This is a genomic window from Qipengyuania gaetbuli (assembly GCF_020171365.1).
GTDB classification, from domain to species: domain Bacteria; phylum Pseudomonadota; class Alphaproteobacteria; order Sphingomonadales; family Sphingomonadaceae; genus Qipengyuania; species Qipengyuania gaetbuli_B.
On sequence record NZ_JAIUZO010000002.1, the window covers coordinates 2,050,174 to 2,073,482 of the forward strand.

25 protein-coding genes and 1 other RNA gene are annotated in these 23,309 nt (G+C 63.8%); 9 read left to right on the forward strand and 17 right to left on the reverse strand.

What is annotated here, in order from left to right:
* Window positions 1–19: 19 nt before the first annotated feature.
* From LCL94_RS10630 to putP, 3 genes are read right to left on the reverse strand one after another with little or no spacing between them, the layout of a single operon-like run.
* On the reverse strand, window positions 20–688 hold the full coding sequence (locus LCL94_RS10630) for an extensin family protein (protein ID WP_224832175.1): 669 nt from the start codon (window positions 686–688) through the stop codon (window positions 20–22).
* A 45-nt stretch (window positions 689–733) separates the two neighbouring features.
* Window positions 734–1,105 carry a VOC family protein gene (locus tag LCL94_RS10635; RefSeq protein WP_224832176.1) on the reverse strand — a complete coding sequence of 124 codons (372 nt, stop codon included), beginning with the start codon at window positions 1,103–1,105 and terminating at the stop codon, window positions 734–736.
* A 14-nt stretch (window positions 1,106–1,119) separates the two neighbouring features.
* On the reverse strand, window positions 1,120–2,598 hold the full coding sequence (putP, locus tag LCL94_RS10640) for a sodium/proline symporter PutP (RefSeq protein WP_224832177.1): 1,479 nt from the start codon (window positions 2,596–2,598) through the stop codon (window positions 1,120–1,122).
* A 134-nt stretch (window positions 2,599–2,732) separates the two neighbouring features.
* On the opposite strand from putP, the gene LCL94_RS10645 reads away from it, so the two are divergent.
* Entirely contained in the window at window positions 2,733–3,509 is a 777-nt protein-coding gene (locus tag LCL94_RS10645; RefSeq protein WP_224832178.1) for an SDR family NAD(P)-dependent oxidoreductase, read from the forward strand.
* A gap of 12 nt (window positions 3,510–3,521) precedes the next feature.
* On the opposite strand, the gene typA is transcribed toward LCL94_RS10645, so the two are convergent.
* Complete coding sequence (gene typA, locus LCL94_RS10650) at window positions 3,522–5,342, reverse strand: translational GTPase TypA (RefSeq protein WP_224832179.1); 1,821 nt, start codon at window positions 5,340–5,342, stop codon at window positions 3,522–3,524.
* A gap of 258 nt (window positions 5,343–5,600) precedes the next feature.
* On the opposite strand from typA, the gene LCL94_RS10655 reads away from it, so the two are divergent.
* Window positions 5,601–8,204, forward strand: a complete 2,604-nt coding sequence (locus LCL94_RS10655) for a TonB-dependent receptor (RefSeq protein ID WP_224832180.1) — start codon at window positions 5,601–5,603, stop codon at window positions 8,202–8,204.
* Window positions 8,205–8,301: 97 nt separating this feature from the next.
* Complete coding sequence (locus LCL94_RS10660) at window positions 8,302–8,808, forward strand: DUF805 domain-containing protein (RefSeq protein ID WP_224832181.1); 507 nt, start codon at window positions 8,302–8,304, stop codon at window positions 8,806–8,808.
* Here LCL94_RS10660 and LCL94_RS10665 read toward each other — a convergent pair.
* Entirely contained in the window at window positions 8,805–11,312 is a 2,508-nt protein-coding gene (locus LCL94_RS10665) for an ABC transporter permease (protein ID WP_224832182.1), read from the reverse strand. The two genes, LCL94_RS10660 and LCL94_RS10665, sit on opposite strands and share 4 nt — an antisense overlap.
* Window positions 11,309–12,013: an ABC transporter ATP-binding protein gene (locus tag LCL94_RS10670; protein ID WP_224832183.1), complete on the reverse strand. Its 705-nt coding sequence runs from the start codon at window positions 12,011–12,013 to the stop codon at window positions 11,309–11,311. Before LCL94_RS10670 ends, LCL94_RS10665 begins: the two co-directional genes overlap by 4 nt.
* A 47-nt stretch (window positions 12,014–12,060) precedes the next feature.
* Between LCL94_RS10670 and LCL94_RS10675 the strand changes: the two genes are divergently transcribed.
* Complete coding sequence (locus LCL94_RS10675; protein WP_224832184.1) at window positions 12,061–12,762, forward strand: arylesterase; 702 nt, start codon at window positions 12,061–12,063, stop codon at window positions 12,760–12,762.
* Here the strand turns inward: LCL94_RS10675 and recF are convergent.
* Complete coding sequence (gene recF / locus LCL94_RS10680; protein ID WP_224832185.1) at window positions 12,759–13,835, reverse strand: DNA replication/repair protein RecF; 1,077 nt, start codon at window positions 13,833–13,835, stop codon at window positions 12,759–12,761. The genes LCL94_RS10675 and recF overlap by 4 nt on opposite strands.
* Window positions 13,836–14,062: 227 nt before the next feature.
* Between recF and LCL94_RS10685 the strand changes: the two genes are divergently transcribed.
* From LCL94_RS10685 to LCL94_RS10695, 3 genes are read left to right on the forward strand one after another with little or no spacing between them, the layout of a single operon-like run.
* Window positions 14,063–14,182, forward strand: coding sequence for a recombination protein F (locus tag LCL94_RS10685; RefSeq protein WP_160606313.1), 120 nt, complete (start codon window positions 14,063–14,065; stop codon window positions 14,180–14,182).
* A 32-nt stretch (window positions 14,183–14,214) separates the two neighbouring features.
* Entirely contained in the window at window positions 14,215–14,334 is a 120-nt protein-coding gene (locus tag LCL94_RS10690) for a recombination protein F (RefSeq protein WP_160606314.1), read from the forward strand.
* Window positions 14,331–14,549, forward strand: a complete 219-nt coding sequence (locus tag LCL94_RS10695) for a PspC domain-containing protein (protein WP_160606315.1) — start codon at window positions 14,331–14,333, stop codon at window positions 14,547–14,549. The genes LCL94_RS10690 and LCL94_RS10695 overlap by 4 nt, the downstream gene beginning before the upstream one ends.
* Before the next feature lie 52 nt (window positions 14,550–14,601).
* Here LCL94_RS10695 and LCL94_RS10700 read toward each other — a convergent pair whose 3' ends face one another.
* Genes LCL94_RS10700 through LCL94_RS10720 form a run of 5 tightly spaced genes read right to left on the reverse strand, consistent with a single transcriptional unit; the run spans window position 14,602 to window position 18,128 of the window.
* Window positions 14,602–15,384 (reverse strand): SDR family oxidoreductase, encoded by a 783-nt coding sequence (locus LCL94_RS10700; protein ID WP_224832186.1) that lies wholly within the window; start codon window positions 15,382–15,384, stop codon window positions 14,602–14,604.
* 4 nt (window positions 15,385–15,388) lie between these two features.
* Window positions 15,389–15,961: an NUDIX hydrolase gene (locus LCL94_RS10705; RefSeq protein WP_224832187.1), complete on the reverse strand. Its 573-nt coding sequence runs from the start codon at window positions 15,959–15,961 to the stop codon at window positions 15,389–15,391.
* 9 nt (window positions 15,962–15,970) lie between these two features.
* Window positions 15,971–16,645 carry a TPM domain-containing protein gene (locus tag LCL94_RS10710; RefSeq protein ID WP_224832188.1) on the reverse strand — a complete coding sequence of 225 codons (675 nt, stop codon included), beginning with the start codon at window positions 16,643–16,645 and terminating at the stop codon, window positions 15,971–15,973.
* On the reverse strand, window positions 16,645–17,487 hold the full coding sequence (locus LCL94_RS10715; protein WP_224832189.1) for a TPM domain-containing protein: 843 nt from the start codon (window positions 17,485–17,487) through the stop codon (window positions 16,645–16,647). Before LCL94_RS10715 ends, LCL94_RS10710 begins: the two co-directional genes overlap by 1 nt.
* Before the next feature lie 20 nt (window positions 17,488–17,507).
* Complete coding sequence (locus LCL94_RS10720; RefSeq protein ID WP_160606320.1) at window positions 17,508–18,128, reverse strand: LemA family protein; 621 nt, start codon at window positions 18,126–18,128, stop codon at window positions 17,508–17,510.
* 143 nt (window positions 18,129–18,271) lie between these two features.
* Between LCL94_RS10720 and mscL the strand changes: the two genes are divergently transcribed.
* Window positions 18,272–18,706, forward strand: coding sequence for a large conductance mechanosensitive channel protein MscL (gene mscL, locus LCL94_RS10725; RefSeq protein ID WP_224832190.1), 435 nt, complete (start codon window positions 18,272–18,274; stop codon window positions 18,704–18,706).
* Window positions 18,707–18,743: 37 nt separating this feature from the next.
* Window positions 18,744–19,089: a transfer-messenger RNA gene (gene ssrA / locus LCL94_RS10730) on the forward strand.
* A gap of 40 nt (window positions 19,090–19,129) precedes the next feature.
* On the opposite strand, the gene LCL94_RS13440 is transcribed toward ssrA, so the two are convergent.
* The 5 genes from LCL94_RS13440 to LCL94_RS10750 form a co-directional block, all read right to left on the reverse strand.
* The gene (locus LCL94_RS13440) at window positions 19,130–19,252 is read right to left on the reverse strand and encodes a hypothetical protein (protein ID WP_263611777.1); all 123 of its coding nucleotides are present in this window, start codon (window positions 19,250–19,252) and stop codon (window positions 19,130–19,132) included.
* A gap of 92 nt (window positions 19,253–19,344) precedes the next feature.
* Window positions 19,345–19,602: a hypothetical protein gene (locus tag LCL94_RS10735; RefSeq protein WP_224832191.1), complete on the reverse strand. Its 258-nt coding sequence runs from the start codon at window positions 19,600–19,602 to the stop codon at window positions 19,345–19,347.
* Between the two features lie 147 nt (window positions 19,603–19,749).
* Window positions 19,750–21,000 (reverse strand): N-succinylarginine dihydrolase, encoded by a 1,251-nt coding sequence (locus LCL94_RS10740; RefSeq protein ID WP_224832192.1) that lies wholly within the window; start codon window positions 20,998–21,000, stop codon window positions 19,750–19,752.
* The gene (locus tag LCL94_RS10745; RefSeq protein ID WP_224832193.1) at window positions 20,997–22,013 is read right to left on the reverse strand and encodes an arginine N-succinyltransferase; all 1,017 of its coding nucleotides are present in this window, start codon (window positions 22,011–22,013) and stop codon (window positions 20,997–20,999) included. Before LCL94_RS10745 ends, LCL94_RS10740 begins: the two co-directional genes overlap by 4 nt.
* The gene (locus LCL94_RS10750; protein WP_224832194.1) at window positions 22,010–23,218 is read right to left on the reverse strand and encodes a hydrolase; all 1,209 of its coding nucleotides are present in this window, start codon (window positions 23,216–23,218) and stop codon (window positions 22,010–22,012) included. Before LCL94_RS10750 ends, LCL94_RS10745 begins: the two co-directional genes overlap by 4 nt.
* Window positions 23,219–23,309 lie beyond the last annotated feature (91 nt).

The following is a 23,309-nucleotide window of genomic DNA, read 5'->3' on the forward strand; positions in this document are numbered from 1 at the left end:
GGGTCGCACCCTGGGCTGCTCAGCGGCAGAAACTGCCGCTACCGAATTCGAGGTGCAGGTGATCGCGGTGCGCCGCGTTGTAATCCGGGCCGAGCACGGTCCCGAAGCGCTTGCAGGCGCTGGCATGGACGGTGCGCAGGAATTCACGCTCCTCGCGCGATGCGCTCCACCCTTCCTTCACCGTGATCCGCCGCCCGTCGGCAAGGACGAAGCCGGACACGTCGACGGCGTGCGCGCGCGAGTGAGCGGACAGGCGGTTCGTTCCCGCAACATTGCGGCAGGCATAGCTGCCGAAGGTCTCGATCCGGGCAAGCCCACTGCCGAGGATCTGGCGCGCTGCGCGGTCGACGCCGAAACGCGCCCATGCAGCAAAATCGTTCGCAACCGGACAGGCGATGGAGGGCAAATTGGTCACGCCGAAGCTTCCCCCGTCGCCTGCCAATTGGTCCAGACTGACTGTGTTCGAAGTGGAACAGCCGCCCGCCCGCAACTTGTCGGGCAAGGGCGAGAAACGCGCACCCGATTTGCCCAGATCGGCGAGACATTGGCGCCCTTCCGCGGACTGCAGGATCGGGGCGGTCAAAACAGGACCAGCCTTGACCGGCGCCTCGCTGCGGCGATCGGGCACCATGCCGCATGACGCGGCAAGCAGCGACACGGCGATTGCGGCAAGAGACCCGATCCTCATCGCACCAGAGGATACATCGTGCCCGAATCGCGGGCAAGCGACTGATTATTCGGGTGCGGCGAGCTGTTGCCAGAGTTCGATCTTCACCCCGTTCGGGTCGAGCAGCCAGGCGAACTTGCCGTAGCCTTCGTCCACCTCGTCGAGCACGTCGACACCCTTGGCGCGAAGCTGGGCCACGAAGCCGTCGAGATCGTCCACGCGAAGGTTGATCATGAAGCTGGCCGTACCCGGCTTAAGGTAACTGTCGTCCTTGAAGTGGCTGATGAGCGAATAGGGCTTCTCACCGGTTTCCTCGCTCCAGCGGAGCATGGGGCCATAGTCGCCATCGATACCCAGCGTGTCGCGGTACCAGGCGCGTGTCGCCTCGGGGTCATCGACCACGTAGAACACGCCGCCAAGGCCGGTAATCTTCGCCATATCCGCCTCCTTCGTCAGGCTGCTGCCTGCTTGCCGTCCGGCGCCGTCGCCTTGCTGACCAGCCAGATGGCGAGCCATGCGGCGATGAAGCCGGGGACGATTTCATACAGGCCGCCGTCGAAACCGGGAAGCTGCGCATTCCAGCCCAGCGCAATCCACGCCGCGACCACCGCCGCGCCGGTGACGAGACCCGCCACGGCGCCTGCGCCCGTCATGCGGTCCCAGGTCAGCGATAGGATGATGAGCGGACCGAAGGCCGCGCCGAAGCCAGCCCAGGCATTCGACACGAGGCCCAGCACCTGGCTTTCGGGATCGCGCGCGATCCAGATTGCCGCCAGCGCCACCAGCGCCACGCAGATGCGGCCCACGTTGACACTCTCGCGCTCGCCAGCTTCCTTGCGGAAGAACAGCTTGTAGAAATCCTCGGTCAGTGACGAGGAAGCGACCAGCAATTGCGAACTGATCGTCGACATGATCGCGGCCAGCAGCGCTGCCAGCAGGAAGCCGGTGACCAGCGGGTGGAACAGCAGGTTCGCAAGGACGATGAAGATCGTCTCCGGATCGTCGATCACGAGCCCGTTGCGCTCGACATAGGCGCGGCCCGCGATGCCGATGCCGATCGCCCCGATCAGCGCGACACCCATCCAGGTCATGCCGATATTGCGCGCGGTCTTGACCTCTTCCACCGAGCGGACGGCCATGAAGCGCACGATGATGTGCGGCTGGCCGAAATAGCCGAGGCCCCAGGTCACGGCGCTGATGAAGCCAAGGGCGGTCAGGCCCTGCGTCAGGCTGAGGAAGCCGTCGACCGGCACCTGCGTCAGCGACCCGCCCGCGCTGCCGCCGGGGCCGAACATGATCACGAGCGGCATGATGACGAGCGCGGTCACCATGATGAGACCCTGTACGAAATCGGTCAGGCTGACGGCAAGGAAACCGCCGATCATGGTATAGGCCAGCACGACCAGGCAGGTGATCCAGATGCCGAGCATGTAATCGCTCATCCCCACATCGGGCAACAGGCCAGCAAAGCTCGTCTCGAACAGCTTGCCGCCGCCGACGAGGCCGGCGGCCGTGTAGACGGAGAAGAAGACCACCACGATCAGCGCGGAAATCACGCGCAGCGCGACTGCCTTGTCGGGGAAGCGATTGGCGAGGAATTCGGGGATAGTGAGGGCATTGCCCAGGTCCTGCGTCTGCTTGCGCAGGCGCGGGGCTACGATCAGCCAGTTGAAATAGGCGCCCACGAACAGGCCGATCCCGATCCACGCTTCGACCAGGCCAGCAGCATAAAGCGCACCCGGCAGGCCGAGCAGCAGCCAGCCGCTCATGTCGGAGGCACCGGCGGACAGCGCCGCCACGGATGGCGAAAGGTTGCGTCCGGCGAGGAGATATCCTTCGCTGGTGTCGGTCGAACGCCGCCAGGCCCACAGGCCGATGGCAAGCATGAGGATGAAATAAAGGGCGAGAGAAATCAGTGTTCCGGTCTGCATGGCGAGGCAGGTAACAAATGCAACCGGTGCTGGCCAGCGAACCGTGCCGGCAGCCTTGAGCACCGCTTGAGGCTTGGCGTGATGCCGCTTCGCCTCTAGCACCCTAGGCAATCAGGCAGAGAGGAGCCCCATCCATGACCCAGCCCGCACGCTTTACCGGCAAGACTGTCATCGTCACCGGGTCGTCGATGGGGATAGGCGAAGCTATCGCACGGCGCTTCCATGCAGAGGGCGCCAATGTCGTGCTCAATTCGCGCAAGGCCGAGGATTGCGACAAGGTCGCCGCATCGCTGGGCGGTGAACGTGTGCTCGTAGCTGCGGGTGACGTGTCTTCCTCCGCCTTCGCCAGGGAGATGGTCGAGAAGACCGTCGCGGCCTTTGGCGGCATCGACGTGCTGGTGAACAATGCGGGCGTCGGACGTGCCGGGCGCCTGAGCGATGCATCGGACGAGTTCATCGACATGATCATCGACATCAACCTGAAGGGCATCCTCTATCTGACGCGCGAGGCTTTTCCGCATCTGCTGGCGGCCAAGGGCAATGTGATCAATATCTCGAGCGTGTCGGGCCTCGGCGGCGACTGGGGGCTGGGCGTCTACAACGCTTCCAAGGGCGGAGTGTGCAACCTCACCCGCGCCATGGCGCTGGAATTCGGCAGCCAGGGCGTGCGCGCCAACGCCGTGTGCCCGTCCATGACGCGGTCGGACATGACCACGGGCGTGACCGAGAACGAGGGTGCGATGAAGATGCTGCGCAACCGCATGCCGCTCGGCCGCGCTGCCGAGCCCGACGAGATCGCTGGGCCCGTGCTGTTTCTCGCGAGCGAGGATGCCGTGTTCGTCAACGGCGTGAATCTGCCGGTCGACGGCGGGATCACGGCGTCGAACGGCCAGCCGAATTTCTTCGGCTGACCTTCGCCAGACTTAGCCCTGCGCGGCGCGCTTTGCGCGCTTGCGCTCGTGCGGGTCGAGGATGGCCTTGCGCAGGCGGATGCTTTCCGGCGTCACTTCGACCATTTCGTCGTCGTCGATATAGGCGATCGCCTGTTCGAGCGTCATCACGCGCGGCGGGGTGAGGCGGATGGCATCGTCCTTGCCGGTCGAACGGAAGTTCGTCAGCTGCTTCGACTTCATCGGGTTCACTTCGAGATCGTCCGGCTTGGCGTTTTCGCCGATGATCATGCCTTCGTAGATCTTCGCGCCGCCGCGGATGAACAGCTCGCCGCGTTCTTCCAGCGCATTGAGCGCGTAGGGGACGGCTTCACCCGGGACCATCGAGATGAGGACGCCGTTCTGGCGACCTTCGATCGGCCCGCGGTAGGTGTCGTACTTTTCGAACAGGCGGTTCATGATGCCCGTGCCGCGCGTATCGGACAGGAATTCGCCGTGATAGCCGATAAGGCCGCGCGAGGGCGCCGAGAAGGTGATGCGGGTCTTGCCCGATCCGCTCGGACGCATCTCGGTAAGATCGGCCTTGCGGCGCTGCATCTTCTCCACGACCGTGCCCGAGTGTTCATCATCGACGTCGATGACGACGGTCTCGAACGGCTCCATGCGCTGTCCGTTTTCCTCGCGAAACAGCACACGCGGACGGCTGATGCCGAGTTCGAATCCTTCGCGCCGCATGGTCTCGATCAACACGCCCAGCTGGAGTTCGCCGCGCCCGGCGACTTCGAAGGCATCCTTGTCCTCGCTTTCGGTGACGCGGATGGCGACATTCGTTTCCGCTTCACGCATCAGGCGGTCACGGATCATGCGGCTCGTTACCTTGGTGCCTTCGCGCCCGGCAAGCGGACTGTCGTTGACGGCAAATCGCATGGCCAGCGTCGGCGGATCGATCGGCTGCGCTTCGATCGGCGTCTTGATGCTGGGATCGGCAATGGTGTTGGCCACGGTCGCCTTTTCAAGGCCCGCAAGCGCGATGATATCGCCTGCCTCGGCGCTTTCGACCGGCACGCGGTCGAGCCCGTCGAACGACAGCAGCTTGGTCGCACGACCGACTTCGAGGACGTTACCCTGCGCATCGAGTGCGTGGATCGGATCGTTGAGCTTGATCGTCCCCGACTGGACGCGGCCGGTCAGCACGCGGCCCATGAAATTGTCACGGTCGAGCAGGGTGGCAAGGAAGCTGAACGGTGCTTCGGTGTCGAGGCCCGGGGCAGGGACGTGGTCCACGATCAGCTGGAAGAGCGGGTTGAGATCGCCCGAACGCGCAGTTTCGTCGTCGCTGGCATAGCCATCGCGGCCCGAAGCCCACAGGCTCGGGAAATCGAGCTGGTCGTCATTCGCATCGAGGCTGGCGAAGAGGTCGAACACTTCGTCGAGCACTTCTTGCGGGCGCGCGTCGCTGCGGTCGATCTTGTTGACGACCACGATGGGGCGCAAGCCCAGGCCAAGTGCCTTGCCGGTCACGAATTTGGTCTGCGGCATCGGACCTTCAGCGGAATCGACCAGCAGGATCACGCCATCGACCATGCTCAGGATCCGTTCGACTTCCGCGCCGAAGTCGGCGTGGCCTGGCGTGTCGACGATGTTGATGCGCGTGCCGTTCCATTCGACGCTGGTGCACTTGGCAAGGATGGTGATGCCGCGCTCCTTTTCCAGCTCGTTCGAATCCATCGCGCGCTCTTCGACACGCTGGTTTTCACGGAAGGTGCCGGACTGGCGGAAGAGCTGGTCGACGAGGGTGGTCTTGCCGTGGTCGACGTGGGCGATGATCGCCACGTTGCGAAGGTCGCGGGACATAATCTGATGCTTTCGTAAGGATGCCGTAGCGGCGGACGATTCTGGCCCGCTCAATTCGTGCGCGCCCCTAGCCCAAATGGTGCAATGCGGCAAGCACGAGCCTGTGTCACATCGGGAACACACTTAAAATTATGTTGCTGAAGCGCAACGCATAAGGCTTGAGCGCGGCGTCTTGTGCTTCTATTCGCGCATACGTCTGCGTGATTTTGGGATCAGAAGACAGACCCGAAACGCTATCGTTGGAGAGGACGCGTTTATATGAAATTTACAGCACTTGGTCGTACCGCGGCCGTCCGTTCTGCCCTTTTGATTGGCACCGCTGCTCTGGCATTGCCCGGCGTTGCCCTGGCGCAGGATGATGTCGATGCTGCTGAAGAACCTGATGAGAACATCATCGTGGTTACGGCAACCAAGCGCGAACAGACGCTGCAGGAAACCCCGATTTCGGTCTCGGTAACCACCGGTGAAACACTTGAAGCCGCGCAGATCCGAGACGTACTCGACCTGCAGACCGTCACCCCCTCACTCCGCGTCAGCCAGTTGCAGAACGCCTCGGCATCGACTTTCATCATTCGTGGCTTCGGCAATGGCGACAACAACTTCGGCATTGAGCCTTCTGTCGGTGTATTCATCGACGGCGTGTTCCGTTCGCGTTCGGCCGCGGCCCTGTCTGACCTTCCGAACGTACAGCGGATCGAAGTTCTCAACGGCCCGCAATCAACGCTGTTCGGCAAGAATGCTTCTGCAGGCGTGATCTCGGTCGTGACCCGCCCGCCGCAATTCGAATTCGGAGGGTCGCTCGAAGCCAGCTACGGCAATTACAATGCTCTGGTGCTCAAGGGTGATATCACCGGACCGATCAGCGATACGATCGCGTTCTCGGTAGACGGTAGCTACAACACTCGCGATGGCTATGCGACCATCGTCAACCTGGGCGAGGAAATTTCGAACCGCAATCGCTGGGCCGCTCGTGGGCAGTTGCTGTTCGAACCGACCCCTGATCTCAGTGTCCGACTGATCGGCGATTATTCGAAAATCGACGAAGTTTGCTGCCAGGTCTCCACGCTCGTTGCCGGACCGACTGCGGCTGCAGTTGTTGGCGTAGGCGGTAACCTCACTACCGACTTCTTCGGTTATACGACCTACCTCAACCAGCAGCCGGTGAACAAGGTGGATAACTACGGCGTGTCGGGTCAGATCGACTGGGAGACCGGCCCGATCTCGGTGACCTCGATCACATCGTATCGCAAGCTCGCCAACTTCCTGGATCAGGACGTCGATTTCACCAGCGCGGATATCCTTTACGAAACACGTGATCAGGGCGTCGACACATTCACGCAGGAACTGCGGGTTGCTTCCGACTTCGATGGCCCGATCAACTTCTTGCTGGGCGGCTATTATTTCGACGAAAGCATCACGCAGGACAGCTTCCTGACGACCGGAACGCAGGCCCGCAGCTTCTTCACCCTGCTGGCGCGGGCGGCGACAATGGATCCTACCTTCACTTTCAACGCGATTGAAAGCGGGGTGGGTTTCCCGCAGAACAGCATCTTCTCGGCTGGTCCGCTGACTTCTGAAACCTACTCGATGGACAACCAGTCCTACTCGATTTTCGGAACGGTCGATTTCGAGCCCGTTGATGGCCTCGTTTTCACCGGCGGTTTCAACTACACCGACGACAAGAAGGACTTTGCGCTCGCGGGTCAGGCGTTTGATGAGCTGGCAAATTTCAATGCGATCGATGCCTTCATCACCTTGGCGACCAGCGGAACGGTGACAAACGCAGCGCAGTTCAATGCCTTGCCTGTCGCCAACCGCACGGCCCTGAGTACCTTGGCCTTTACGCAATGTTCAGCCAGCGCTCCGCCGCCGAACTGCAACCCGCTTCTTCCGCTTGTGGGCCTGGCACCGTTCCAGTTCCAGCCACCGTTCCTGACCATCCCGAACGCGGTTGAAGACGGCAAGACGGCCGATGACAAGTTCACCTACCTGCTGCGTGCAGCGTATCAGGTTTCGAACGAGGTCAACGTCTACGCCAGCTATGCGACCGGCTTTAAGGCAAGCTCGGTCAACCTATCGCGTGATTCGCGTCCAGCTTTCGGTGACTACATCCCGGGTCCGGCGCGCTCGCGTATCCTCGCGCCGGCTTCGCCCATCACGAACGGTGGCCTTGCCGTCACCAACCTTGGCACCGGTTCGCGCTTCGCGGGTCCCGAAGAGGCTGAGGTTATGGAACTTGGCGTCAAGGGTCAGTGGGACGGTTTTGGGTTCAACCTCGCTGTGTTCGACCAGACGATCAAGGGTTTCCAGTCCTTCCTGTTCACCGGTACGGGCTTCCAGCTGAACAATGCCGGTCAGCAGTCGGTGACGGGCTTTGAATTCGACACGACGCTCCGGCCTACCGATGGCCTGGTCTTCACCTTCGCGGTCACGCACCTTGATCCGATCTTCGACAGCTTCACCGAAAGCCCTGTGGGCGATCTTACCGGTGAGCGTCCGGGCGGCATCCCAGCTTGGAGCCTTGCAACCTCGGCGACCTACACGCACGAGTGGAGCAGCGGCACTCGCCTGATTTCGCGTATCGATTACAGCCATGAATCGAACACGGACATCAACAACGGCCTGCCGACCTACAATGCTTCGCTCGGTAACACGCAGATCTTCCGCCGCGAGGTGAACCTCGTGAACGGCTCGATCACACTGGCGCTCGACAACGGCATCGAAGTTGGGGCTTGGGCGCGTAATTTGCTGAACGATCAGTACATCATCACGGTGTTCGACGGCGTAGCGCAGTCGGGTACGGTTTCGGGCTATCCGAGCCAGCCGCGCACTTACGGTGGCGTCGTACGCTTCAAATTCTGATCGCTTTCCATCATGAACAAAGGGGAAGGGGGCTCTCGCGGCCCCCTTTTTCTTTGCTTCAATGTGGCTATCGTGATTGGCGGAAAGGATCGGCGCGATGCTGCACTGGGCGCTACTGCCGCTTCGACGGATCACGGATTACCGGGGCCGCTCGCGCAGGCGCGAATTCTGGTTGTTTACGCTCGCAATGGTCCTTGCATGGGCTGCGCTTTACACGCTTGCCGAGGTCCTGTTTCCCCTTGCCGAGGGGCAGGTGCCCGACCCATCGAATGCTGCCGGACCGCAAGACCCCGTGACACTCAGTCCGGACGGGCACCGGTTCTTCAACATGCTGTCCCGGCCCCTGCTGCTGTTCTTCGCAGCCGTCCACCTGCCGCTATCGATCCGGCGTTTGCACGATACCGGGCGGACCTGGTGGGCCTATCTGGTCGTGTTTCTGCCATACGTTGGCGTGCTGATCCTCTTGTGGCTCTTCATCAAGGATAGCGAGCCTTATGGAAACAAGTGGGGGCCCGATCCCAAGGGACGGGACCAGTTGCCTCGCTTTGCGGACGACCAGTTGGACACCATGCCGCTTCCGGCGGCACGCATTCGCGAAGGTTAGAGCGCGCGCAGGGCCTGGGCGGGCTTGGCTCGCAACAGCGGTAGCGAGCCCCCCAAGGCAAAGCCCAGCACAACAGCGAGGCCAAGGCCGAGCACTCCGAATACTTCGCCCCAATCAGGCAGCCAGTCGAATTCGAACAGCTGCGTGACTACCAGCCAGGCGGTGAGTGTCCCGAGGCCGAGCGCAACGATCGCCAGCGCACCTGCAAGAAAAGCGTATTCGGCCAGCTGCATCGTCAGGATCTGCCGCCGGTCGGCCCCCAGCACGCGTAGTACGACCGTATCGTAAGTGCGCGCGGCACGGGCGGCGGCAATTGCACCGAGAAGCACTGCGAGCCCCGCCAGCACGGCCACGCTGGCAGCGGCAAGGGTCGCAAGGCCGACTTGTTCGAGGATCGTGCGCGCCTGTTGCAATACGCCGCCGACCTCGATCACCGAACTCGAAGGAAAGGTGCGCACGAGTGACTGGAGCAGCGGGCCGGTCGCCTTACTCTTGGTCAGTTCCACCGTTGCGGCAAGATTGTGCGGCGTGTCGCGCAGCGCATTGGGACTGAGCACGAAAACATAGTTGAAGCCCATGCTTTCCCAGTCGATCCGGCGCGTGCTGGCGATGCGGGTCTGGATCTCGGCTCCGAGGACGCCGAAGGTGATCCGGTCGCCGATCTTCAGCCCGGCAGCTTCGGCGAATTCCTCGTCGATGGATACCAGCGGCTCGCCGTCGTACATCTGGCCCCACCATTCGCCGTCCGTCACCGAATTGCCGTCCGGCACCGTGTCCGAATAGGTCAGGCCGCGTTCTCCGCGCAGCGCCCAGGCACCGTCGGGAATTTCCTCAAGTGTGGCCGTGCGGGTCATCTTGTCCTTCGCCCCGAAGGCGAGGACGGCTCCGCGCAGGGCAGGAACGGTGCGGATCTTCGCATCCGGGTCCGTCTCGTGGACCAGAGCGTGGAACAGCGCCTCGCTCTCGCGCGGGATGTCGAGCACGAAATAGTCGGGCGCCTGCGCCGGAACGCGCTTCTCGATATTGCCATCGATCGCGCTCTGTACCGCCGCCAAGAGGACAAAGGCTGCCAGTCCGAAGCCGAGGGCGGTGACCAGCGCGCCGGTGCTTGAGCCCGGGCGATGGATATTGGCCAGCGCCGCGCGTGCCACGGGGCTCGCCGGGCGGGGCAGGGCGGCGGCGACGGCCCGGATCGTCCAGCCGAGTGCGGCAAGCAGGCCGAGGACAACGGCAGCACCGGCAAGGAAGCCGCCCGATAACATCGGCTGCTGCGCCGTGATGAGCGCAAGGCCGACGATTGCCGCAAGTCCTGCCAGCACGACCAGCAGTGCGGACTTGTCACGGGCCAAGGGAGCCACGCGGGCGCGCATGAGCTCCATGGCGGGAAAATGCCGCGCCCGCATCAGCGGCGGCGCTGCAAATACCAAGGCCACCAGCAGGCCGTAGCTGGCCGCGAGAAGCAGCGCGCCAGCATCGAATACAAACCCCGTGTCGACTGGAAGCAGACCTTCCAGCGCGGTCGCCAGCAGCGGCACGGCAGCAACCCCGACCGCGAGGCCCGCAAGGCTTCCCACCGCGGCGGCGGCCAGAATCTGCAAGGCATAGATGCGCGCGATGTCGCTGCTGGTCGCGCCGAGGATCTTGAGCGTGGCGACCGATTGGCGGCGCGCATCGAGATAGGATGAAACGCCCCCGCCGATGCCGATCCCGGCGATCACCAGCGCGGCCAGCCCGACGAGCGTGAGGAATTCGCTCATGCGGCTGACGAACCGGTCGGTTCCTGGCGCTGCGCGATCGGCCGTGTCGATGTCGAAACCGGCCTCTGGGAAACGCGCCTTCAGTGCTTCCTCGGTGGCCTCGAGGTCGCGCTGGCCGCCGAAGGCGACGCGCGTCTTGCTCTGGTACATGGAGCCGGGCGCAAGCAGACCTGCGCGCTCCGGCAGGTCTTCGGCAACGATGATTGTCGGGCCGAGCTGGAAGCCTTCGCCAAGGCGGTCGGGCTCGTCCTCGATGATGCCCGCGACCTGCAAGGTCTCGGTACCGATCAGGATGGTATCGCCTGCCGCGACGCCGAGCCGGTCGGCGGCGCCGGGGGCAAGGTAGGCTTCGTTCCCCTCGGGCGCGCCTACAGTCCTGCCCCCGTCCAGCACCAGCGAGCCGTAGAGCGGATAGCGCGCATCGACCGCCTTCAGCTCGATTGGCGCGGCAATGTCGTCCTTGCGGGCCATGGCCTGCAGGCGGGTGCCGGCGGATACCGTGCCCAGTTCCTCCAGCGCGGCGCGTTCCTCGTCATTGAGCGAGCGTTGCCACAACTCGATCTGCAGGTCGCCGCCAAGGAATTGCTGGCCGTTTGCAGCCAGTTCGCGTTCGATCGCGGCGGTCAGCGTGCCGATGGCGGCAAGCGCCGCCGTGCCGAGGAAGATGCACACCAGCAGCAGGCGCAGGCCCTTGAAGCGCGCGTTGAGGTCACGCCGGGCAATCCGCCATGCCGTGCCCCAGCTCATGCGCGCGCGGTCTTCCCGGCGGTGTCGCTGGCGATGCGCCCGTCACCGAGCGTCAGGACGCGGTCGCAGTGGTCGGCCAGTTCCGGATCGTGCGTGATGACGAGCAGTGTCGCGCCCGTTTCGGCGCGCCGGGCGAACAGCAGCTCCACGATCTCGTGGCCGGTTGCGGCATCGAGGTTGCCGGTCGGTTCGTCGGCGAAAATCAGGTCGGGGCGCGGCGCGATGGCGCGGGCGATGGCCACGCGCTGCTGTTCGCCGCCCGAAAGCTGCTGCGGGTAATGGTCGAGCCGGTGGCCGAGGCCCACTGCCTCCAATTCCGCACGGGCGCGGGCCTGCACATCGGTGTCTCCGGCAAGCTCCATCGGCGTCGCCACGTTTTCGAGGGCGGTCATGGTGGGCAGCAGGTGGAAGGCCTGGAGCACGATGCCGATGCGGCCGCGCCGGGCGCGGGCCAGCGCGTCCTCGTCCAGGGCGGCGAAATCCTGCCCCGCAACGCTCAGCGTTCCGCTGGTCGCGCGTTCCAGGCCGGAGAGTACCGCCATGAGCGAACTCTTGCCCGAACCGGACGGGCCGAGCAGGGCCACCGTCTCGCCGCGGGCGATGGTGAGGTCGAGCCCCTTGAGGATTTCCACCGGCGCTTCGGCAGAGCCGAGAGTGAGGCGCAGGTCACGGGCGCAAATCGCGTCTTGAGAAGTCGTCACGCGGCTGCGATGGCAGAAGGCACCACAAGTCACAAGGAAGTCCGCCGATGGTCCTGCGTAGTTCGTCGATGCTCGCCGTCGCTCTTGCCCTCGCTGCCTGCGGGAGCGATGCCGATACGGCCGAGCGCGCGCCCGAAGCCGCAGCGAGCGCGGAAGCTGCAGCCCCTATCGAGGTCGCCGGGCCTGAACGGCACATCTTCGCGTTCGGCGACAGTCTTTTCGCAGGCTACGGCATCGGCCTCGAAAACAGCTATCCGGCCGATCTCGAGAGGGCTTTGCGCGAGCGGGGCATCAATGCCCGCGTGACCAATGCGGCCGTATCGGGAGAGACCAGCGCTGCGGGTGCCAAACGCCTCGCCTTCGCGCTCGACAACCAGCCGGTGAAACCCGACCTCGTCCTGCTGGAACTGGGCGGCAACGATATGCTGCGCGGCCTTTCGCCTGCCGAAACGCGCGCCAATTTCGAAAGCATGCTGGCCGAACTGAAGCAGCGGAACATTCCGGTCGTGCTGATGGGCATGCGTTCGCCGCCGAACTACGGCCCGGAATACCAGCAGGCGTTCGATGCGCTCTATCCCGAACTCGCCAGGCAGTATGGCGCGACGCTGATCCCCTTCTGGCTGGAAACGATCTACCAGGACCCCTCGCTGTTCCAGGACGATCGGATCCACCCGACGAACGAAGGGATCGACAAGCTGGTTGCGGCGACGGTCGAGCAGGTCGAGGCGGCCATTCCGCCCGCGGGCTAGGCGCGGCGAATTACGCCGGCGTCGACACGCCAGATAGCGGCTTCATCCGCGATGGTGTCGAAGGGGGCAAGTTCGGTACCCGTCATCCAGACCTGCGCGCCGCTGGCGGACAATTGGTCGAACAGCGCGGCGCGGCGCACCGGGTCGAGATGCGCGGCAACCTCGTCCAGCAGCAGCACACCTGCGCGCCCCTGCGCTGCAATGGCGGCATGGGCGAGGGTGATGGCGACCAGCATGGCCTTCTGCTCGCCGGTCGAGCTTTGCGCTGCGGGCACGCGCTTGGCTGCATGGACGACTTCCAGTTCGTCACGGTGCGGGCCCGACAGGGTGCGCTGCGCCGCACGGTCGCGGGCGCGGTTCTCGAACAGGGCTTGCGACAGGCTTTCGCTGCTGTCGGCACCGCCCGGCGCATAGGTCAGGGCAGGGCGCGCAAAGGGTTCGGCGGGCATATGCGCGATGCGGGCCATGAGTGTATCGACCAGCAGGCGGCGCCCCTGGACAAGCCGCCCGCCGTGCTCGACCATCTGCGCCTCGATCGCATCGAGCCACGCGCCATCGGGCGTGCGATCGTCCGACAGCAGACGGTTCCGCTCGCGCAAAGCCGCCTCGTAGCGTGCCGCGTGGCTCGCATGGGCGGGATCGAGCGCGAGGGCCATGCGGTCCATGAAGCGCCGGCGATCCGCAGCAGGGCCGGTGAACAGGCCGTCCATCGCCGGTGTCAGCCAGGTAAGCGCCAGCCATTCGCCGAGCGCGGTCGCCGTGCTCTCGGAGCCGTTGATACGCACCTTGCGCCTGCCGGGCGCATCGTTTTCGGTATAGGTGCCGAGCCGGACTGCCTCGCCGTCCTGCATCAGGTCCGCCCCGACGCCGAAGCCGGTCATGGCGGAATGCTCCACCATCTCCGCCAGCGCGGCGCGGCGCAGGCCGCGACCCGGGGCGAGGAGCGACAGGGCTTCGAGCACGTTCGTCTTGCCCGCGCCGTTTTCCCCCATGAGCAGGTTGAAACGCGCGGTATCGCGCAGATCAGAGGCCGTGTGATTGCGGAAATGGGTGAGGGAAATGCGCTCGAGCATGGGCTGTTCGAGGGTTAGCGTGCGCGCTCCTTCACCGCCAGAAAAATGCCATTTCCAACAGTTGGTGAAATTTCCCAACCTTTCGGATTGATGAACAGCCAGTCAGCTCGCTGTTAAGACGAGAATGGCGGATTTCTGCCATTTTTCGAGTTTGGCACGCCCGTTGCAATGCTTGTCATGTCCCCCGGATGGTCCGGGAAACGACAGGAATAAAAGGGAATTACACAATGTCCGTCTTCGATTTCGACAGCAGCAAGGCCTTCGCAGCAGTCTTCGCCCTCGGCCTTTCGGCTCTGAGCATGGCCTTCGCCATCATCCCGGCAACGCCCGCTGGCCTCGTCGCCTGATCAACCCACTTTCAATGCAAGGATCGATAGAAATGTTCGACAGTGAAAACTTTGGTGGCCGACTTTTCGCCGCTGCCGCATCGCTGATGATTTCGGCGGCATTCTTCGCCACCGCCATCGTCAATGCAACGCCGACCGGAGCCCTGGCATGAACGACCTCAAGTTCCGCGAAGACCAGCCCATCCGCGAAAGCCGTAGCTTCCGCCTGGATCGCCAGAACGGCAAGCTGATGGGTGTGTGCGCCGGCATCGGCCGCTACTTCGGGATCGACACCACGCTGGTTCGCGTCGGCTTCGTCCTGGGTACGCTGCTCGGCTTCGGCAGCTTCATCCTCGTCTACCTCGGCATCGCGCTGATTGCAGACTGACAGAGGACGCGGGGGCAATTCCGCGTCCTCAACCACCCGCCCGCCGTGCGGGTCACATGGCCGAAATGCCGCCGTCCAGCTTGAGTTCGGCCCCGGTCATGAAACGGCTCTCGTCACTGGCGAGGTAAACGACCGCGTTGGCGATATCGTTCGGCTCGCCAACGAATTTGAGCGGGATCTGCCGGGCGAGTTTTTCCAGCAGCACATCCTTGTCCAGCCCCGAATGCCGCGCCGTCCCGTCGAGGATCGGCGTGTCGACGAATGTGGGGTGGATCGAATTGCAGCGGATTTGCATCTGCTTCTTGGCGCAGTGGAGCGCGATCGATTTCGACAGCATCCACACCGCGGCCTTGGACGCATTGTAGGCCGGCATGGTGTCGCTGGCGATCAGGCCCGCAATCGACGAGATGTTGATGATCGACCCCGGCGCGTGTTCGCGCATCAGGGGCAGGGCCTTCTGGCAGCCGTGGAAAATCGAATCCACATTGACCGAAAAGCAGCGCTTCCAGTCCTCGAAATCGCAAGTCTCGATATTGCCCGCCACGCCGATCCCGGCATTGTTGACCAGCACATTGAGCCCGCCGAGTTCGGCATCGGCCGTTTCGACAGCACGTTCCCAATGCTCGGGATTGGTCACGTCGTGCTGGATGCCATAGGCATGGCCGGCACCCATTTCCTCGACGATTTCGGCAGCGGTGGCTTGCGCCCCGTTGCCGTTGATATCGGTGCACAAGACCCGCGCGCCTTCTTCCGCCAGCCGCTTGGCATGGGCCCGTCCAAGACCCTGCGCCGCCCCCGTCACCAGGGCCAGCTTGCCCGCACACCGTCCTGCCATTTTCCTATTCTCCCGTGAGTAATCCGGCGGATGCCATCAGCATGGCGATCCTTACGTCGACACCGTGACCCATCGCGCGCCAGCGGGCAACGAATTCCGCAAGTCCCGTACGCGGAACGCGGTGCACGACGATATCCTCGCTGTCGGTCCCGCCGCCATCGCCGACTTTCTCGAGGCCGTGCGCGCGCAGCAGGGTGAAGCTTTCGCTGACCATGCCGGGCGAGGAATAGAATTCGCCCAAATTCTCCATCCGCGCGGCGCGGTAGCCGGTTTCCTCTTCCAGTTCGCGCCCAGCGGCAGCCTCCGCGCTTTCGCCGCTCTTGCCTTCGTCGTCACCGATAAGGCCGGCGGGAATTTCAAGGCAGATGCGTCCCAGCGGCACGCGGTATTGCGAGACGAGAATGACGTGATCCTCGTCGTCGATGGCGATGATCGCGGCAGCACGGATGCCGCGGGACCGGCTGGCATATTCCCAGCGTCCGCGGCGCTTCGTGGTGACGAACCGCCCCTGCCACATGATTTCTTCAGGCTTGTCGGCGTCCGCGTCCCGGCCCGGCACTTCAATGTTTTCGGCCATGGGCCGTCCCTATACCTCGATGAGGCGATCGGGCAATTCGTTCAGGTCTTCATCGCCGCGAGGGAAATGTTCGGCCAGCACGACGCCGACATCGCGCACGCCTGCCGCAAGGCCTTCGGCGATGCGGCCTTGCTTAATTTCGTTGAGCATGTCGGCCATGGCCTCGCCCCATACCTCGGCCGGGACGATAGCGGCGATCGCTTCGTCGGCGACGATCTCCGCGCGGTGTTCGCTCATGGAGAGGTAGAGGAGGACGCCCGTGCGCCCGTGCGTCCGCCGTTCCGCACCGACCTTGAAATGCCTGATCGCGGCGTCGCGCACGCGCTGGCGTTTGACGGGCGAGGGGATAAGGGTGAACTTGACCGGCTGGATCAGCTGCAGGGCGAGTACCGCGAAGAATATGACCAGACCGAAGCCGGTTATGAGGGCGAAGGATTCGCCAAGCGTCGGTTCAGCTGCCCAGGCGCCGGCAATGGCGCTGCGCAGGTCGAGGAAAACATCGGGAAACAGCGCGAAAACACTCATCGCGGTGAAAGCAAACGCCGCGGCCCACCACAGCGCGACATCGGTATAGCCATCCGACCTTTCGGCCAGCACGGGGACGATTTCCCCGCTGGTGGACAATTCGGCGCCCGCTACCGCCTCGCTGACGATACGGTGCTGTGCTTCGTCGAGATATCGCATCACCAGCCCCCCGAGGCGCCGCCGCCATTGAAACCGCCGCCTCCGCCGCCGAAACCACCGAAGCCACCACCGCCGCCTCCGCCGAAGCCGCCTCCGCCGCCCCAGCCACCGCCGCGTCCGCCGTCTTCCAGCCCGCGCACGACGGCCTTGCCAACTTCCCAGAGGACAATGTCGCGGGCGGTATCTCCCCACGGACCCCGGCTATAGCGACGCGCCTTGCGTCCGCCGCGCAGCATGGGAAGGAGGAAGAAGAAGAATATGAAGGCCAGCCAGATGAACCCGCCCAGCGGGAAGCTGCCTTCGGTTTCGCGCTGGGCTTCGGATGCGGCTTCCGCTTCGGCTATCGCGGCTGCGTCGACCGGGTCCATGGCGAGCCGTTCGATGATCTGGTCTACCGCACCGTTGATCCCGCCGGGAAAATCGCCTTCGCGGAAGGCCGGGCGCATGGTGTCGCGGATGATCCTGCCTGCCGAAATGTCGGTCAGCACGCCCTGAACGCCGCGAGCTGTCTTGATTGCCATCTGGCGGTCGTCACGTGCGATGTAGACGAGGACGCCTCTCTCTGTCTCCGCACCGCCGATGTCCCAGTATTCGGCTAGATCGCGCGAATAGAGGTCGATATCGCGGCCGCCGGTCGTCGGCTCGGTCGCGACGACCACTGCATTGCCCGTGACACTGGTGTATTCGGTCAGCCGTGCCGCCAGCGCCTCTTCTTCGGCGGCAGGCAGGAGATCGGCCGCATCGTAAACGGGACCGTCGGGCCGCGCAGGGAAGTCCTGCGCCAGTGCCGGCGACGCGAGCGCCGCCAGCACCAGTGCAAGGAAGAGGATCAGGCGTTGCATCACGCTTGGCTACGCAGCGATCAGTTTTCGCTGTTCGCCGGGTCCATGTCGCCGAAGTCGACCGTGGGAGCGCTCTGCGCCGCAGCATCGGCCTGGAAGGTTTCCATCGGCTCTGCACCGTGGATGATCTTCGCGCCGATGATATCGGGGAAGGTGCGGATCGTTGTGTTATAGCCTTGCACCGCTTCGTTGTAGCGGGTGCGGGCGTTGTCGATCCGGTTTTCCGTGCCTTCCAGCGCGACCATCAGGTCGGCAAAGCGCTGCTGGCTCTGCAGTTCGGGATAGCGTTCGACGACGACCATCAGGCGCGACAGCGCGCTGCCGAGATTGCCCTGCGCCTGTTCGAAAGCGCGGAACTTCTCCGCATCGCCGAGCTCGTTGGCATTGATCGTTGTCGAAGTCGCCTGCGCGCGGGCCTCGATCACCTGGGTGAGGATTTCCTCTTCCGAGTTGGCCGCGGCGCGAACGGTCGATACCAGGTTCGGGACGAGGTCGGCGCGGCGCTGGTAAGCGCTCTGCACGTCGGCCCAGCGCGCCTTGGCGTTTTCTTCCGCCGTGGGCACCGAATTGATCCCGCAAGCGGACACGGCCATCGCGAAGGCCGCCACCAGGGCGACACGGAAAGCGGCAAGACGTTTCATCGAAGAATCCCCTTCTGAAGACTGTTTTACATAGATAGCACGCTATGCTGTGCATTCAAGGATTGCAGGGACTTGTGACAAAGCCGCCCAACTGGCAGAAAACTGCGGTTTTCAGCGGTTCAGCGCGGGAGGGACTGTAAATCATGCTCAAGGACTTCAAGGACTTCATTGCCAAGGGCAATGTGATCGACCTGGCCGTCGCGGTCATTATCGCAGGGGCATTCGGCACGATCGTCGCCTCGCTGACCGATGACATCATCATGCCGTTCGTGGGCGCGCTTTTCGGCGGTGCGGACTTCTCGAACTACTTCATCCTGCTGAGCACGCCGGAAGGATACGAAGGCTCGATGACCGACTATGCCGCCCTCAAGGAAGCGGGTGCAGCCATGATCGGTTACGGCAGCTTCATTACCGCGATCATCAACTTCCTGATCCTCTCCTTCATCATCTTCCTGCTGGTGCGCTACGCCAAGAAGGTGATGGCGGAATTCGAAGAAAAGCAGGACGAAGCGCCTGCCGGTCCGACCGAGATCGAATTGCTCACCGAAATCCGGGACGAGCTGAAGAAGCGCAGCTGACGCATAGCGGCGGGGCGAAGCGATTTCGTCCCGCCGCTCACTTCACATTAAGCCTCGCGTCGCTATATAGGGCCTGCCGGTTTCGGCCGGCTATGGCGATAAACTGCGCCGTGCAATAGGTACAACGGACCCGGGGGCAGTACCCGGCGGCTCCACCACAACCCGCGGAAAACACGCGGTTTCTGACGGGGCCGAACCAGGATCGACGTGTGCTGAAAGACGGTGTTTTTGCCCGGGCTGAGTAACCCGTAAAACTGTTCACAACACATAAGTGCCAACGACAACGAAGCACTCGCTCTCGCAGCGTAACCTGACGGCCTAACGGCCTGATCTTACAAAGCTAAAGCGCGGTTGGACCCACCGGGCAACAGAAGCGGATTCCGGGGCTCCGGGGGTAGCTAGCAACAGAAACCCCCACCTTCCTCAGCTATGCTTTTTCGCGAACACCATGAGCGCGACGAAGGTCACAATTCCAATCGCGATGGCGGCGATCCGCACCGGGATGCTTTCGGTGGTGCTCGCGAGCATTCCGGCAGGAGCGATCACCAGAATTGCTAGCAAGAGGCAGCCCCATCCTGCCACAGTGTCAGGGATAAATCCTGAACCGAGACGGTGGAATAGCTTCCTGTCTGTCCGTTTCATTCGTTGGTGGTGGAAGCATCAGCTTCCGCGGCCTCGCGCGCTTCCGTTTCGTAGCGGATGGCGTCGAGGATCTTCGCGCCCCCAAGGAAGACGGCACCGGCGGTTGCTGCGAACAGGAGATAGCCGCCAACGCCAGGATACTCCTGCGTGTAGTGCGCACCGCGCGTCATGGCACCAAGCGCAAGGCCATAGATGATCAGATACGCTTCGAAGCGCGTCTTGATCACGAACAGCCGTTTGAACTTGGTCCACATGGGGCCGGTCTACTCCTCTTGCTTAACCATTCGATCAGCAAAACCCGTGCCAGCAACGCAGGCCTGCGGGATGCAATGGTTAATGCATCGAGGAGTGTAAGCCCGCCCGACAAGGCGAGTCCAGCGCGTTAACCCTGCAGCGGCCGCTTATGCGAGAGTGTCCAAGGATAGGACAGTCAGCAGCGCCTCGCGCGCCTCGATAACAGTCTTCGCCAGCGCGTCGGTGCCGATGTCGGCGGGATCGATCTGTTCGGGCCACGTTTGGGCAATGACCGCCTCGATCCGGTCGGCTTTCATCTCGTCGAGCATGAAGCGCGGGTCGACCGTGGCCGGATCGGCCACGACGCGCAGGCGCAGGCAGGCCGGGCCGCCGCCGTTTGCCATCGACTGTTTCACATCGACCGGAATGACCTGGCGGATTGGACCGTTGGAGGCGAGCATCTTCTCGCACCAGGCCCAGACGCTGGCGCTGTCACGGCACTCGGTCGGAATGACGAGCGCCATCTCGCCCGTGGGCAGCGTTAGAAGCTGGGCGTTGAAGAGGTAGCTGCGGATCGCCTCGTCGAGGCTGACCGCGCTTTCGGGCACTTCAACCACCTGCAGCGCAGGGAAAGCGGCTGCGATGGCGTCATAGGCGCCCTGGCGGTCGGTAAAGGCGCGCTCGTGCGTGAACAGCACGCGCTCGTTCGCCACCGAGACCACGTCATTGTGGAACGCGCCGGCTTCGATCGCTTCGGGGTTCTGCTCGATAAAGACGCATTTTGCGGGGTCGAGTCCGTGGAGGCGTGCGACCGCGCGGCTGGCCTGTTCGTGCTGCCTTGCCGGGAATTTGCCGCCCTGCCGGCCATAGACGAAGACTTCCACGCCGACACTGCCGTGCCCTTCGCAGAAGCGCATGTGGTTCGCCGCGCCTTCGTCGCCGAAAGTCGGCAGTACCGCGTCGTGGACCGTGAAATGGTCGCGGTTACCGAATGCGATGTCGAGCTGGGCCTTGGTGTCGCGCCATTCCTGCGCACGGTGCGCCATGGTCACGAGATTGGCAGGCGTCAGGTGGCAGCGTCCGTCGGCCGTGTCGGGCGCGGGGCTGACGGTCGCCGCATTGGCCGTCCACATGCTCGATGCCGACCATGCCGCAGCAAGCAACTGGCGCGGTGCCGATGCGTCGATCGCGAGATCGCGGATTAGGCCGAAATTGGGGCGGGGCAGGGGGAGGAGGAAACCCTGTGCAAGGCCGCGCTCCATGTTGCCGCGCATCTTGGCGACACCCTGCAGCGCCGCGGCGCGCGGATAGGACACGTCTCCGCCATGGCTGGCGCTGGCGATGTTGCCGAGGCTGAGGCCCGCGTAATTGTGCGAGGGGCCGACGATGCCGTCGAAATTGATCTCGACCAGGCTCATCGTGCCACGCTCCATACTTCGTCGCCGATGCCGACGCCGAGCGTTTCGGCGGCTTTTGCATCGATCGAGATACTACCGTCCTCGCCGAATTCGCGCAGGCCGTAGCAGCAGCGGAAGCTGTCGAGACGGCCGGTGGCGATCAGCGCCTTCTCGCCCTTTTCGAGCGTGGCTGCTGCGATCTTGGCCGCCTTGGCCTCGCGGATGCTTTTCACCTGGTCGGTGCGGGCAGTCATGGTCGGGCCGCCGTCGAAAATGTCGACGTAGCCTTCGGCAGCGAAGCCTTCGTTCTCCAGCATCCGCATGGCCGCGCGGCCGGTGGGATGCGGCACGCCGATGACCTTGCGCGCCTCGCTGTTGAGCATAGCGACATAGACCGGGTGCTTCGGCATCAGGTCGGCGATGAACTGGTTGCCGTTGATCGCATTGAAATAGTCCGCTTCCTGGAAGTTCATCCCGAAGAACCGGCCTGCAACACCGTCCCAGAAGGGCGAGCCGCCGCGATCGTCGATCACGCCGCGCAGTTCGGCAAGGATGCGGTCGGCAAACCGTTTGCGGTGCATGGCGACGAAAAGGTAGCGGCTACGTGCCAGCAGCAGGCCGAGGCCGCCTGCGCGCGCTGCCGGGTGGAGGAACAAGCCGCCGACTTCGGAAGACCCTTCGAGATCGGTGACGAGGCTGAGGAGTTCGGCCCGCACCGTCCGGTCGAGTTCCTGGCTGTGCTGGGTCAGCGTGTTGAGGCGATAGGAATAGAACGGCCACTGCTGGCCGACCATGCTCATCAGTTGGCAGGTGCCGCGCACTTCGCCCGTCTCGGTGTTTTCGAGGATCAGGACGAACTGGTCGTCGCCGATCGCGTCATCCTTGCGATCGAAGGCCTTTTGCGCCCGTTCCAGCTTGCGCGTCAGCGCCGCGCGGTCTGCGGGAAGGTTGGTAAACCCGCCACCGGTCAGCTTCGCCATCTCGTAGAGATGTTCCAGGTCGCCGGGTTTCGCGGCGCGCAGGCGATAGGTCACAAATGGTCTCCGGTGGAAAGCTTCGCCAGGACGAGGGCGGACAGTGCCGCGCGCTCCCTCAGCGAGGGGACGATCATGTATTCGTCCGGTGAATGGATGGCGCCGCCGCGCACGCCCATGGTGTCGACCACGGGCACGCCGGTGGCGGCGATATTGTTTCCGTCGCACACGCCGCCGCTCGGCTGCCAGCCGATCTGCTGGCCGAGCTGCGCCCCGCATTCCTTGACGAGATCGAACAGGGCTTGCGCTTTCGCGTCGACCGGTTTGGGCGGGCGGGTGACGCCACCGTGGCAATGCACGCCGACCTCGTGCTCGGCCTCAATCATGCGCAGGATGGCGCCAAGCTCGCCGTCGAAGCGGTTCATGGCATCGGTCGACTTGGGCCGGATATTGAAGCGCAGAACCGCAAGGTCGGGTACGACATTGTTCGCGCTGCCGCCTTCGATCTTGGCCGGATTGACAGTGATGTCCCGGGCCTCGAGCGCCTTGATCCGCAGCACGAGATCCGACGCGGCGACGATGGCATTGCGTCCTTCGTGCGGATTGCGCCCGGCATGGGCGGAGCGTCCGGTGATGGTGATCGAGTAATTGCCCGTTCCGCCGCGCGCATGGGCCAGCGTGCCGTCGGGCAGGGCGGAGGGTTCGTAGGTCAGCGCGGCATATTTGCCCCGCGCCAGCTCCTCGATCAGTCCGCGGCTGGCGAGGCTGCCGGTTTCCTCGTCCGAGTTGATCATGACGTCGTAGCCGACGCGTGCGGCCCCCTCGGTCGTCTCGAACAGCTTGAGCGCGTGGAGGATGACGTCGAGCCCGCCCTTCATGTCCGCCGTGCCGGGGCCGTTGATGGTATCGTCGTCTAGCCAGCGGACTTCCTGGAAAGGATGTTCGGCTGGAAAGACCGTGTCCATGTGGCCGGTCAGGACGAAACGGCGCTCCGCCTCGGGCCGGACGCGAAGCACCATGTGGCGGCCATGGGGTTTTTCGAATTCGCGCCCCTCGGCACTGATTGCCGTGACCGGGGCCGGATCGACCAACTCCACATCTCCGGGCAGCACGCTGAAGGCGTCGGCGAGCACGCCTGCCATCCGGTCGAGACCTGCGATATTGGCAGTGCCGGTATTGATCGCAGCCCAGTCCTGTACCTCGCGCAGCATGGTGTCGCGATCGACGGCGTCGAGCAGGGCTTGCGGGGCAAAATCCGGTTTCATCGGCAACGTCCTTAGTCGGGCTATTTCCAGTGTCCACCCCGTGGCTTGCATTCGTCAACCGCTGGCGGCATAGGTCACCTCGCTCCTCCCC